At 50.0% G+C, this 14,796-nt stretch carries 2 protein-coding genes; both read right to left on the minus strand.

Going from position 1 to position 14,796, the window contains the following annotated elements; all coding sequences use genetic code 11:
• Positions 1-124 precede the first annotated feature (124 nt).
• Complete coding sequence (locus KSP24_RS22030; RefSeq protein WP_216976729.1) at positions 125-11,371, minus strand: non-ribosomal peptide synthetase; 11,247 nt, start codon at positions 11,369-11,371, stop codon at positions 125-127.
• Between the two features lie 173 nt (positions 11,372-11,544).
• Positions 11,545-14,796: non-ribosomal peptide synthetase (locus KSP24_RS22035; RefSeq protein ID WP_216976730.1), on the minus strand; the 3,252-nt coding region annotated here is incomplete at its 5' end.

The following is a 14,796-nucleotide window of genomic DNA, read 5'->3' on the forward strand; positions in this document are numbered from 1 at the left end:
CACATGATAAAGCGAATCCTGATCGAATCGCGTAAGTGGAAGGCTTCTTACTTGTTCGATCAGGATTCATGGGTTACAGATTAAAATTGGTGATAACTTCTAATCATTCGTCAAGCGTAGATTTTCAAGAATTATGATGTGTTAAACCTTGTGTCATGCCTTTGTCCATGTTCCGGGTAATCTTTTGTATCGCGGCACGGATACCTTTTACATTTTCTTCGATAAATCCGGGTTCCAGCAGTTCATAATGATTCCCAATCAAGCTATGTTCTTCATAGCTTCCTTGTGTAGCGTCTTTCCATAAAAGTCGATTATCTCCTGTGCCCTTCACCGTTTCCGATCCAACGGCGTCAAAACCATGAATATTCGCCTGAACCTTTTCAGTGTTCACAAGCTGATTGCCATACACCGCATAAGCGATCATTTTACGCTGGTACGTTTCATTCAGCAGCTCGCGGTAAGATTCAGGAACCTGTTCCAGCATCGCATGAATTTCCTGCTCTGTTTCTTCGTCTGTGAAAGGCAGGGCTTCCGTTCTTTTGACTGAATCAAGCATAAAAATGTCGGATACAGCATGACCTTGACGCTCCAGTGTAGAGGCAACCTTATGCGCTAGATTCCCACCTATGGAATAACCAAGCAGTACATACGGACCTTGCGCTTGCGTGCTGACGATAAGATCAACATAACGTGCCAACATTGCCTGCTCATCCGCAGCATCATCTACGAACTCTAACCCGTACACGACTGCGTCTTGATCCAGTTGTTTCGCAAGCTCTGCAAACGACAGCCCGTATCCAAGCATCGGCGGAAAGCAGAAGATGGAGACCGGACCGTGTTCATTCAACCGAATGATTGGACTATCAGCCTTGTATTCCAGATCAGCTTTCAATAATGTGAGCGCCTGCTCTTCTATGGTCGGGAACTCCAGCACACTACGTATAGGAAGCTCAATGCCTGTGGCAAGGTGAACTTTGCGTATAAGCTCCAGTACTTTCAAGGAATGTCCACCCAACGTGAAAAAGTCATCGTGGATACCCACTTGTGGAATATCAAGCACTTCCTGCCAAATGGCTGCCAGTAACTGCTCCACGTCGGTTCGCGGTGCAACATATTCTATACCCGTGCGCAGCGCTGTGTCCGGCGTAGGTAACGCTTTTCGGTCGATTTTGCCGTTGGCCGTCAGCGGAATACGCTCCATCTGTACGAATACGGATGGAATCATATAGCTTGGTAGACTGCCCAATAGTACAGCTCGAATCTCACGGACAGTCAGCTGCTCATCAGCCGTGAAGTAAGCACATAATTGCTGCTGACCTATTCCATCCTGCAAAGCAATAACAACGCTGTCCCGCACGAGCGGCACACTTGCCAACCGTGCCTCCACTTCGCCCAGTTCAATTCGATAACCGCGAATTTTCACCTGATGGTCAATCCGGCCCAGATATTCAATGTTGCCGTCCGGCATCCATCTTGCCAAATCGCCTGTACGGTACATCCGCTCATAGCCTGCTTTGCCTCCAGCAAACGGATCTTTCACAAATTTCTCGGCCGTCAGCTCTGGACGGTTCAGATAACCTCGGGCTACACCTACACCGCCGATGCACAGCTCACCCGCGACCCCGATCGGCTGCAATTGCCCTGTGCCTTCCTTCACGATGTACAGACGAATGTTCTGAATCGGTTTCCCGATCGGAATAACCGCATATTCCTCATCCGGCTCGCAATCGAAGTACGATACGTCCACCGTCGCTTCGGTTGGACCATACAGGTTGATCAGCTTCGCTCCGGCCAAGCTCGACACGAGCCGCTGGAACCGGGCCACATGCTGTGGCGGTAAGGCTTCACCACTGGCAAAAACATGGCGCAGCGTGCCTAGCTTCGCTTGCATCGCTTCTCGTGGTTGCTGCTCCACATACTCCAGGAACGCATGCAGCATGGCAGGTACAAAGTGCATCGTGCTCACGCCATCACGAGCAATCGTGTCCACAATCTCTTCCGGGTTCTTTTCCCCGCCGACCGACAGCAGACTCACCTTCGAGCCGACCATCGACCACCAGAACAGCTCCCACACCGACACGTCAAAGGTGAAGGCGGTCTTTTGCAGGATCGTATCTTCCGCACTTAAGCCGTAACGATCATGCATCCACAAAATCCGGTTCAGCACGGAATGGTGCTCCACCATTACGCCCTTCGGTTTTCCGGTGGAACCGGAGGTATAGATCACATAGGCGACATGGTGCGGTCCGGCCAGTGGCTCCAGATTCGAGCCATCTTCGTGATAGATGTCCTCGTGATCCAGCACAAGCACCTGGCCATCGAAGCTCAGCGATACTTGCTCCGCTAAATGCGATTGCGTCAGCACCAGCTTCGCTCCCGAGTCCTCCAGCATAAAGCAGATGCGGTCGGCCGGAAATTCCGGATCAATTGGCACATAGGCTCCGCCGGCCTTGAGGATCGCATAGATGCCTACGATCATGTCTAGCGAGCGATATACCATAATGCCTACCGACTGATCTGGTTTAACCCCCTTCGCGCGCAAAGTCCGTGCAAGGCGGTTGGCTCGCTCGTTCAGTTCACGGTAAGTTAAAGATTGTTGACCCCAAACGACGGCGATATGATCCGGCGTGCGTTCCACCTGCTCCTCAAACCGTTTTTGGATCGTCTGATTGTAGGAATATGCTAAGGCCGTGTCATTAAATTCTCCTATAATCTGTTGTTTTTCTGAGGCTGTAACCAATTCCAGCTCTTCAACGCAAACATTCGGGTTAAGCAAAATTTGCTCTAGCAGATGCACAAAATGTCCGTGCAGACGTTCAATATCTGCTTGATCAAAGCAGAGTTCGTTATACATAAAACGAATTTTTATGCCTTCTCCCGGCATAACGACGATGCTCAAATCATAGTTAGTCTGTTCTGTAGCCGTCACGTTGGAAACCGATAATAACTCCTGCCCGTCACTACCCATTTCTTCAATCTGCTCATCCACCGGATAATTTTCAAACACCATAATATGGTTAATTAAATTCTGTTTCTGGTCGGTCAGTGCCTGAATTTCAAACAACGGATACGTATCATACGCATGAGAAGCCAGCGCTTGCTCCTGCATTTTCTTCATAACTTCCGCAAAAGTTTCCCCTGCTTCACTACGGATGCGAACAGGAATGGTATTAATGAACAAGCCAATAATATCCTCGACCCCGATAATATCCGATGGACGACCTGAGACGACACTGCCAAATACAACATCACTATGGTTGTTGTACTTTTGCAGCAGAATCCCCCATGTGGTTTGCAATAATGTATTCATGGTCACCTGATACCGCTTGGCCGTCTCCTCCGCCCGGAGAGCCAGCTCATGCTCCCAATCCGTCATCCAGTCACTGGCCATATAGCCTTCACTCTTGCGACCGGATTTTACAGCTGGCAGTGCTGTTTGCTCCTCATACCCGGACAAATAGCTTCTCCAGTAGTCGGTTGCTGCGTTGCGATCCTGTGCTTCCAGCCATTCAATAAAGCGGCTGTAGGGCACCGCCGGTGCCAACTCCGGTACTCTGCGCTCCCGAAGTGCTGCATAGCTCTCAAACACTTCTTTGTTTACAAGGGACAGACACCAACCGTCCATCACAATATGATGGAAGCTCCACACAAAATGATAACGATCTTCCCCAGTGCGCAAAATCGCTACACGCAGTAGGACATCCCGACGCAGATCAAAGCCTCGTGCTTTATCTTGCAACTTGAAATTGGTCAGCTGCGTATCCCTTGTATCGCTATCCAGCTCTCGTAAATCTTCGTAATAGAAGCCACAATCCCGGTTTCGATACACTACCTGCAAAGGCTCCGTATCCCGTCCAAAATAAAAGTGTGTACGTAGCGCCTCATGTCGCCGAACTAGAGTATTCAGGCTTTCTGCAAAAGCCTGAATGTCCAGCTGACCTTGCATATCATAAGAAACCTGCTCAAAATACGCGTCATTGGCAGCTGCTTGACTATCGAGTTGGCTGTGAAACAGCATCCCTTTTTGCATTGGGGTCAGGGTATAGACATTGTCGATCTCACCCGTAGCACCCATCTCAGACAACAAGCTGTCCAACTCCTCAACACGCATTCCTTTATAGGAAATATCGCTTGGGGTTAGCTCTGGATGTTCTTTATGAATGCAATGCTTCAAAATTTCACGCAGGCTCGATTCCAATAAACTGGCCAATCGCTCGATCGTCTCTGGTCGATAGCTGGTACGACTATAGCTAATTGTCAGCCCCAGTTGGCCTCCTGAAATGATGCCGCCAAAATCCAGCGTATACGTCCGAGCCATAGTCGGGCTAAGTGGCATACCTCCACTATAAGGAGACGACTGCAGGTCATTTCCCTTCATATCCTGATCAAATTGTCCTAAATAGTTAAAGCTGATCTCAGGATCTACCTCACATAGGGCTGGAGATACTTCGGCTAAATATTTCAGTATCCCGTAACCTATTCCTTTTTGCGGAATACTGCGCAATCCTTCTTTCGCATGCTTGATTCGCTGCGAAAGAGCCGTTTCTTTTGGCATATCGAGTAAAACAGGATATTGGCTTGTAAACCACCCAATCGTCCGGGTAATGTCCACCTCTGGTAAAATGGCTTCACGACCATGTCCCTCTAGATTAATTAGGAAACGATCATGACCACTCCATGCTTGCAATGCCATTCCTACTGCCGTCAGCAACAGGTCATTAATTTCTGTACGGTAGGCACGATTGGCCTGCTTGAGCAATTGCTCTGTCTCTTCGTGTGTCCACAAAGCAGTAACCGACTCACTATCGCCAATCAATGGCTTGTCGTGCTCGTTATGTCCATAATCTTGCGGCAGAGGTGCCGGTTTCGCTTGTGCAATCCCCTCCCAATACGCCCGCTCACGTTCCATCGCTGGGCTGTTGGCATAGGCGTGCAGCTTCTCGGCCCATGTTTGAAACGAATCCGTCTTGTGCGGTAACTGAATCACCTGTTCGCCCTTGGCGGCTTGCTCATATGCTGTCGCCAAATCCTCGAATAGGATGCGCCAGGATACCCCATCCACTGTCAAATGGTGAATCACGACCAACAGATGATCACCATCCGGGCAACGGAATAGGCCGAGCCTCATCAATGGCCCTTCGCTCAAGGAAATACTGGATTGAATTTCATTGCATTTTGCCTCAATCATTTTCTCCAAATTCTCTTCAATTACTTCGCTATCCCTATAGTCAAAGCACTCCAAATGGTACGGTTCGCCTTCCCCTACACCTCGGTTCCATGCCGTATATCCGTTCTCCGACGAACGAAAAGTCATTCGCAAGGCGTCGTGGTGCGCTGTAATCTGATGGAGTGCCAACCGAAGTGCCCGTTCGTTATAGCCTTCCTGCCGATAGAGCATGACAGATTGGTTGAAATAATGTGGTTCATCCGTTGACTGTTCAAAGAACCAGCGCTGAATCGGTGTAAGCACAACATGTCCCGTAACCTCACCCTGCTCGGCTACTCGTTTAACTGGCTGAATATATGTGCTCAATCCTGCAATCGTTGGATATTTGAACAAATCCTTCATTTCCAGCTTGTATCCAGCCTGAAACAAGCGGGACGATACTTGGATAGCCTTGATGGAGTCACCACCCAAATGGAAAAAGTTATCTTGTGTGCCTACCTTCTGTATACCCAGAATGGCTCCCCAAGCCGCAGCCAAGGCCAGTTGGACATCTGTCTCAGGTGCCACATAATCCATACCTGTATCGACATTAGGCTCAGGTGCAGGCAGTGCCCTACGGTCTACTTTGCCATTCAGTGTCAAAGGCAGTTTCGACAGCTGCACAAAGTAGGAAGGCACCATATAGCTCGGCAGATCCTGTGATAACACACTACGTAAGTCGCTAGCGCTCAATTCGCTGTCTGTTACAAAATATGCACACAGCTGTTTTTGCCCGCTATCGTCCTGCCGCACAGTAACAACAGATTCCTTCACACCTGCAATCGTGGACAAACGGGTTTCAACTTCACCCAGTTCGATGCGGTAGCCGCGAATTTTGACCTGCTCATCCATTCTTCCCTTGTACTCCAGTACGCCATCAGCACGCCAACGCACCAAATCCCCTGTACGATAGCAATATTCTTCAGGCCGGAATGGACTTTCAATAAACTTTTCTGCCGTAAGCTCAGGCCGGTTCAGATACCCGAGTGCCACGCCATCGCCACCGAGAAGGAGCTCGCCCCACGCCCCGACAGGCTGCAATTTTAACGAACGATTGACCACATAAATGGTGGAATGATCAATCGGACGTCCAATGGGAACACCTTGAGTTTGCGGTTCTGTAATTTCATAGGTGGTGGAAAAGGTCGTGTTCTCTGTCGGCCCATAAACATTACTCAACCGAAGCTGCGGGTACTCCTTCAGCACGCGGTTAACATGTGGTACGGACATCACATCCCCACCCACGAGCAATTCCTTTAGGGATGCAAACACTTCAATGTCTTGCTGTGAATGCTGATTGAATAAAGCCGTGGTCATGAACATGGTGTTAATACGATACTTGTTCATCACTTGTTTGAACTTGGCAGCATCCAAAATAGTGTCATGATTTACTACATATAATTGACCACCGTTCAGCAGCGTTCCCCAGATTTCAAACGTGGAGGCATCGAATACAACTGCGCCCATTTGCAGCATACGCGTATTTTCGTCAAGCGTGGCGTAGCTATTGCCTTTCACCAACCGTGCGACATTACGGTGATTGACCATAACGCCTTTCGGCTTGCCTGTCGTACCAGAGGTGTATATGACATGCGAAAGATCTAAGGCAGACCCCCCATTTGTAATGGAAGCTGATTCATGAGTATGAGTGTATCCTTCAAATTCGCTGCTCCATAGTTGCGCATCGCTCAAATCGATAACCGGAATACCTGGTTCAAAAGAAATCTGCTCACGTCGCTGTGACAGTAACAGCTCGGCACCGGAATCCTCCAGTAAATAACGGATACGCTCTTCCGGATACTCGGGATCAATAGGAACGTAAGCCCCGCCTGCCTTCATAATAGCCAGCATGCCCACGACCATTTCAATGGAACGCTCAGCTACTATCCCTACTCGCTGTATCTGAGCCCCGGACCCACGCCGTATCCCATGGGAAGTAAGGACACATGCCAGACGATCGGAACGCTCATTCAGCTCGCGATAAGTGAGCTGTGTGTCCGCAAAGGTGACCGCTAGTCGATCTGGCGATTGTGCAACCTGTTCCTCGAACAGCACATGCAGTAATTGATCCCGTGGATACGGAGAGTCTGCTGCTGTAGTGCTGAATTGCTCCACCAGCTGCTCTTTTTCTTGGGCCGAAACCATTTCTATAGCCGCAAGAGCGATCTCCGGCTGTTCTATAACCACATTGATTAGCTGCTGTAAATGTACAGCCAGTCGTTCGATGGTTTCGCGTTTGTACAGTCGGGTTCCGTATTGAAAACCGCAGGCAATTTGTTCCCCATCCTCCTGCGCGAACAGACTTAGATCAAATTTGGCCGTTGTTTGTTCACTCGGATAGGGCGCTAATTGCAGCTCTGCCAGCTGCTGCTCTGTTTGCTCCAGGTTTTGTAAAGCAAACATGGTATCAAATAATGGATTGCGGCTTAAATCCCGATCCACGCCCAGCTTTTCTACCAGCTCTTCGAACGGATAATCCTGATGTTCAAAAGCCTTTAACGCGTTATCCTTGACCTCCAGTACATAATCGCGGAATGTTTTCCCGCCTTCCGGATAATTGCGGATCGCCAGTGTATTGACGAACATCCCTATCAGACTGCTAAGATCAGCATGAGGCCGCCCCGCAATCGGCGAGCCGACAATGATATCCTCCTGCCCGCTGTATTGGCTAAGCAAAGTCGTATAGGCAGCCAACAGCACCATATATAAGGTCGATTCGGTCTGCATCGCAATGCCTTTTAATCCTTCGCTTTGCCGTTGATCGAGCGTAAATTCCAGTACATCTCCTTCAAAGCTTCTCACCGCCGGACGTGGATAATCCGTCGGGATATCCAGCACTGGCAGCTCTCCTGCGAAGGTATTGAGCCAGTAATTTTCCTGTTCCTGATAGCGTTCACTTTGCTGCTCTTCCTGCTGCCATGCGGCATAGTCCTTATACTGAATGCGCAGCGACGGCAGCGTGTCCCCCGCATATAAGTGGATGAAGTCCTGAATCAATACATTTATAGAGGTGCCATCCGAAATGATGTGATGCATATCCAGCAGCAAAATATGATGCTCTGGCCCAGTTTCAATCAGACCCGCCCGGAACAGCGGAGCATGCGCAAGATCAAACGGCTGAACAAAGCCATGCACCAGCTCATCCGTTTCCTTTTGGTCAGCTCCGTGGGCATGAATCAACTCCACGCGAAAAGGAACCTCGTCATGTACTCGCTGGACAGGTTCACCGTTCATGCTCTCAAAGCTTGTGCGCAATGTTTCATGGCGATTAATAAGCTGACGGAACGCGTTATCCAGTGCCTTGTAATCAAGTGAACCGGTCAATGTCAAGGCGCCTGGTATGTTATAGCTAGTTCCCGCTCCATCAAGCTGATTGAGAATATACATCCGTTTTTGAGCCGAGGATACCGCATAAAATGGCTTATTTCCCGAAACAGGAATGGATTCATAGGTGGTTTGCTCCAGTGCTTCAATAACCTGCGCAAGCTGTTCGATGGTTGGGTGCTGGAACAGGTCCTTTAGCTGCACATTTTTATGCAATTCCTTATGGATGAGCGAGATGACATTTGTCGCCCGTAAGGAATGACCTCCTGCTTCAAAAAAGTTATCCTTAATCCCAATGCGCTCAAGTTCCAGCACATCTTTCCAAATGCTGACCAGTTGTGCTTGTAACTGATTTTGAGGAGCTACATACTCTGCACCTGAGCTTATGCTTCCCTGCGGCTGAGGCAAAGCTCGGCGATCCACCTTGCCATTAGGCGTCAATGGCAGCTGCTCCAACTGCACAAAATACGACGGCACCATATAACCCGGCAGTTCCCGGCTCAAAGCGCTGCGGAGTTCACTTAACTGTGCATTCGCATGAGTTACTACATAAGCGCAGAGCTGCTTTTGCCCCTGCTCATCCTCATGTGCAGTCACAACAGCTTCTCGCACCACCTCCAGCTTCAACAGCTGCGCTTCCACCTCGCCCAGCTCGATCCGGTAACCCCGGATTTTCACTTGCGCATCGATCCGTCCCTTGTATTCCAGCGCCCCATCTGCATTCCAACGTACCAGGTCTCCGGTGCGATAGCAGCGTTCGCCGTTACGGAACGGACTATCGATGAACTTTTCAGCCGTCAAGTCCGGACGGTTGCGGTATCCACGTGCCACCCCATCACCGCCCACTAGCAACTCACCCCATACCCCGACGGGCTGAAGCTGCATCGAACGGTCCACGACATATGCTGTCGAATTATGGATCGGTCTGCCAATTGGCACAGATTCCGATTGCACACCGTTGATCGCATGCACTGTGGAAAAGGTCGTATTTTCAGTTGGGCCATAGATATTACTGATTCGCAGGGACGGATGAGCCTTCAGCACCCGAGTCATATGTGGTACGGACATCACATCACCGCCGACCAGCAGTTCCCGTATCCCCTCGAACAGCGCCAGATCCTGCTGAGACAGCTGGTTAAAGAGCGGTGTGGTCAGAAACATCGTGGTAATGCCGTGGCTGCGTACGGCTTCCTTAAGCTTAAGCACGTCCAAAATGACATCCTGACTCACTAGCACAAGCTGTCCACCATTTAGCAACGCCCCCCAAATTTCAAAGGTGGACGCATCAAAGACAACAGACCCAGTCTGCAAAATGCGCGTGTCCGCATCCAAACGTGCATAGTTTGCATGTTTCACCAAACGAACGACATTGCGATGTTCCACCATTACCCCTTTGGGCTGGCCTGTTGTCCCTGAGGTGTACATAATATAGGCCAATCGATCAGCTGCGGTCGCCTTCGGTTGTTCTTCAGCTGCATAAACCTGCTGTATTGGTTTAGCTTGTTCTGATTGCGGAGCTTCTGTTGGGATAGTTGTAGTAGAAGCAAGTTCGGGACTAGCAGAAATAGAATAGAGTGGGTTTAGGCAGTCCACATATCCCATATTACCCGTATCTGTACTCATCCCGTTATCATACGACAAAACGGAATTGCAGCCATCAGCATCATCTGTTTCATAGATCGCATCATCACTCAGGTCAAGTACTATTCCCTTAAAATCTGTGGGCCGATGCTCCATTTTTTGTACAAGTAGTATCTTGGTCTCGGAATCCTCCAGCAAATAACGCACGCGCTCGTCCGGGTAATCAGAGTCAATCGGAACATACACCCCGCCTGCTTTAAGAATCGCGAGCATGCCTACAATCATCTCAATTGAGCGCTCAGCTACAATGCCGACTGTCTGTTCAGTACGGATTCCCTGCTTACGTAAAAAATGAGCCAGTCGGTTGGCCTTTTCATTTAATTTTTCATAGGTTAGGCTATTGGGTCCAGACACTACTGCCACCTGCTGTGGTACCTGCTTCGCCTGTATCTCGAACAATTCATGAATGGAAGCATCACGTGGATAATCTACAGCTGTATCGTTGAAAGTATGAACCAGCTGCTCTACTTCTTGTTCTGACAGCACTTGTGCTGTGCAAATCTCCAACTCTGGGTGATGTAAAACAACGGTATACAGCCGTAATAGCTGCTCAACAAAGCGTTCAATCGTCACCTGGTCGTAACGGTCGCTACTGTATTTCACGTTTAGAGAAACTGCAGCATTGTCCCATTGAAATTGAAAATCCAGCTCAGATTGCACGTGATGTAAAAAATCAGAAATGTGAATATTTTGCAAGGAGGCCGTGGTGTGGATAAGAGGCTTGTCGTCCTTGTTACGTAGGATTTCAAGCCCCTCAGTATAGTTCCAAAAAGGAATATTTTGGTGTTCAATAGCTTCACTGACAGAGGTTTTGATTTGAGACAGCAAGGTTTTGAAGGTCGTGGATGAATCCAGCGTATTTTTCAATAAAAGCAGATGGTTGATTGGCTTGGTAGCACCGTTGCCAGACTTGGCTACAGGAATGCCCAGCAGCACACTTTCTTCACCTGTGTATTTATGCAATAAACTTTCTACTCCAGCAAGCAGAACCATAAATACAGCCCATGGAGCCCCACCTGTTATAGATGATATTCTTTGGGAAATTTCTGATGGAAATGTCAGCGTGTACGTATGACAATTAGAATCTGTTGCAGCTGTATCCCTGGACACATGGTTGGTATATGGCAAGCAGATGATACGATCCTCGGATTCCAGCTTATGACTCCAGTAATTTTTCTCTTTCTCAAATAAGGCTTTCAATGACATCCCTCCTGCTTTATGGGGTCTGTACCCCGGTTGGAATGGTGCGTTGTTACGTAGATGAGCGTTGTATCGGAAAAAGAATACTTTGCAGGCAAGGGCAGTCGGACGAAGCCGCTGCCCTTTGCACATGCAAAGTGAAATCATTGCCTTTTAGAAACCTGAAAACTGATCTAGAAAACAAAGTCGATGGAATCCGGTGAGAAGCCTTCTGCTTGTTCACCCAAGTTCACCTGAATATCGCTTAATTGCAAATCTGGATTGGCCGCAACCTGTGACAGGATCACTATCAAATCTCCGGTTAATCGTTCAATAGCGTCAGCGCCAAACAGCTTCGTGCAATATTCAAAGGAACCCTTGATCTGCCCGTCTTCATCACTCATGGACAAGGTCAAATCAAATTTGGAAATACGATGCTCCTGCACATAAGGACTGAAGGACAACGTTTCAAGCTTTGCTTCTTGTGACTCCGTATTTTGCAGTACAAACATAGTATCAAACAACGGATTACGGCTTGCATCCCGTACTATATCCAGCTTTTCCACCAGCTCTTCCAGCGGATAATCCTGATGCTCGAAGGCTTGTAACGTACGCTCTCGGGCTTCCAGTAGGTAGCTGTGGAACGTTGAGTTGCCCTGCGGCTGATGCCGGATGGCTAGTGTATTGACGAACATGCCGATCAGCGGCTCCAGTTCAGGTAACAAACGACCTGCTACCGGCGTACCGATGATCAAATCATCCTGACCGCTATATTTGGACAACAGAACGGTGTAGGCGCTCATCAGCACCATGTACAGCGTACTTCCGGTCTGTGCTGCCACTTGGTGCAATTGCTCAGATACATTCGGGTCCACGGTAAACTCATACGTTGCTCCCTCGAAGCTGCGAACAGCAGGTCTAGGATAAGCAATCGGCAAATCCAGCACCGGTAATTCCCCGGCTAAATGCTCCAGCCAGAACTGTTCCCGGCGCTGGTAGGACTCACGCTGCATTTCCTGCTGCTGCCACACCGCATAGTCCTTGTACTGAATTGGCAGCGGCTTCAAGGCCTGTCCCTCGTACAGTTGTCCTAGCTCCTGCACGATATTGTTAGACGATACCCCGTCTGAAATAATATGGTGCATGTCGTACATCAGGAGATGGCGCTCGGGTCCGGTTTGAATAAGACGGACACGCAGCAGCGGTGCCTGCCGAAGATCGAAGCTGCGTACAAAGGACTCGATATACACTTCCGCTTCGGACTCACTGGCCTGCAGGCGCTCTACTGCAAACTCAACCTGATCGTAAACCCACTGAACGACCTCGCCGTCCACCATTTCGAAGGAAGTCCGCAGTGTTTCATGGCGGGCTACTAACTGTCGGAACGCATCCTCCAGTCGATCTGCCTGAAGCGGCCCCTCTACTACTAATACACCCGGCATATTATAGCTGACATCCCCACCTTCCAGATGGCTCAAAATGTACAGTCGTTTTTGCGCCGAGGAGACAGGATAGTAAGACTGTTTCGCGGCTGCAGGGATCACCGTATAGGTGTCTGTCCCGTGCGTTGCGATGAGCTGGGCTTGCTGCTCAATCGTAAAGTGCTGGAACACCTCACGCAGTGTCATTCGGCTGTCCAGTTCCTGATGGATTTTGGCCACCAGCGACGTTGCCCGCAGGGAGTGCCCCCCCACATCGAAGAATGAGTCGGTGACGCCTACGCTGGACAGCTTCAATACATCCTGCCAGATTTGCGCTAACTTGGCCTCCAGCGGCGTCCGCGGCGCAACGTACTCCAGACCTCCTTCAAGGCGTGCTTCCGGTGCTGGCAACGCCTTCCGGTCGATTTTCCCATTTGGCGTCAGTGGGAAACGATCCAGCTGTACCACATACGTCGGGATCATATAATCCGGCAGCTTCGGCTGCAGCGCATTCCGCAGTTCCGGTAAACTCAGCGACTCTGTAGCTACGATATAGGCACACAGATCCTTGTGTCCGTCTTCGTTTTCCCATGCTGTGACCACGGCTTTTTGAATGCCGTCCACGGTCAGCAGCTGTGCTTCCACCTCGCCCAGCTCGATCCGGTAGCCGCGGATTTTCACCTGGTGGTCGATCCGGCCCAAATACTCGATGCTGCCATCCGGCAGCCACCGTGCCAAGTCGCCCGTTCGGTACATCCGGTTTGCGAAAGTGCTGTCCGCTTGATCAGCGGCCGTCGCATCAGCAAACGGATTCGGAACAAACTTCTCAGCCGTCAGTTCCGGCAGGTTGAGGTATCCTCGTGCGATACCTGCCCCTCCGATATAGAGCTCACCCGCGATCCCGATCGGTACCAGCTGTTGTCGAGTGTTCAAGATGTACACAGCCTGGTTCGCTATCGGCGTTCCAATGGATACCGTATGCTCCCCTTTTTCCAGCAGTACATTCAGTGACTCTACATCTTCAATCGTATAGGCTGTTGCATCTACCGTCGTTTCCGTCGGACCATACACGTTCGTAATGACCGGACGATACCCGGCCCACTTGTGTAGGAACACATGGACCAGCTGCACGGATAAGGCTTCGCCTCCGATCAGGTAATGCTTCACATCAGGCGCTTCGGTCACGCTGACACTTTCGTTCAAAATATGCAGATGCGCAGGTGTGCCGTCCGACAGGTCGATCCGGTGCATACGGTAGTACGCGATCAAATGCTCCCCGCTCAGACTGACGTCACGGGACACCACATGCAAGGTGTGACCTAACAGCAAGCTGGCAAAGATTTGCTTCACCGAAGCGTCAAATACAAAGGCCGACAGCCATGCGATGTGAAGCGGCTGATCATACCGGCTGTACACTCGCTCATATAAAGCGTCTACCAGATTGCCGACACTGCCTTGCTCAATCATAACCCCTTTCGGCTGACCAGTTGTACCTGACGTGTAAATCATATAGGCCAGGTTGTGCAGGCCGGAGACAGGAACCAGGTTGCTTGCATCCTGTTCTCCCAAGTGAGCTTGAACGCTCTCATCGTCCAGAACTACAGCTTGTACTGCTACCGGCAGTCTGAGCGAGAGAGTGGCGGCTCTGCTTGTAATCACGACTGGTGCCCCACTGTCTTGGAGCATGTAGTCAATGCGCTCCTGTGGATACATCGTATCCATTGGCACATACGCGCCTCCGGCCTTCAGTACCCCCAGAATGCTCACCAGAAGATCCGCAGAACGTTCCAGCAGTACGCCTACCGGTTGGTCTGCTTCAACTCCTTTTGCCCGTAACACCCGGGCCAATCGGTTCGCCTGCTCATTCAGCTCAGCGTAGGTTAGCGCTATGTCCCCAGACACCACGGCTATTCGTTCAGGGTGGTTCTTCGCTTGCGCTTCAAAACGTTCGCTGAGCGACAGCCCTTGCAGTGTTCCGCGTACGCTATGCGCATTCGGATCATTGAATACCTTCAGAATCTGCTC

This window comes from Paenibacillus sp. AK121, assembly GCF_019042715.1.
GTDB classification, from domain to species: domain Bacteria; phylum Bacillota; class Bacilli; order Paenibacillales; family Paenibacillaceae; genus Paenibacillus; species Paenibacillus polymyxa_C.